The sequence below is a fragment of the Micromonospora sp. BS32 genome, assembly GCF_059089345.1.
The window spans coordinates 1-450 of record NZ_JBSSHR010000113.1 but is presented as its reverse complement, the minus strand read 5'-3'; the positions used below and the strand labels follow the sequence as shown (position 1 = coordinate 450).

Genomic DNA, 450 nt, shown 5'->3' with positions numbered 1-450 from the left:
GTTCACCAAGTGGAACGGCGTGGGCAGCCTGCACGAGAAGACCTGCCAGCCGAACATGCCGTCGATCCTCAACAACGGCTGCTGGTACGGCGTGCAGAACTACCACCAGGCCGCCACCATCTACCCCGAGTTCTGGCCCGCGGTCCGGCACAACCTGCTGTGGCTCGCGGTCTTCGTGGTGATCGCCACCCCGCTGGGCATGCTCTTCGCGGTGCTGCTCGACCGCGGTCTGCGCGGCACCCGGATCTACCAGAGCCTGCTCTTCCTGCCCGTGATGCTGTCGCTGGCACTGATCGGCATCATCTGGGAGTTCGTCTACTCCCAGAACTACGGCCTGATCAACACGGTGATCGGCAGGAACGGGGACAACAACGCGATCGACTGGCTCGGCAATCCCCACCTCAACCTGTGGGCGGTGCTGCTGGAGGCGACCTGGCGGCAGGCCGGGTA

Annotated in this window: 1 protein-coding gene; it reads left to right on the top strand. The window is 64.9% G+C overall.

Going from position 1 to position 450, the window contains the following annotated elements; all coding sequences use genetic code 11:
• Window positions 1-19: 19 nt before the first annotated feature.
• A partial coding sequence (locus AC5RWQ_RS30505) for a carbohydrate ABC transporter permease (protein WP_494286049.1) occupies window positions 20-450 on the top strand: 431 nt, incomplete at its 3' end.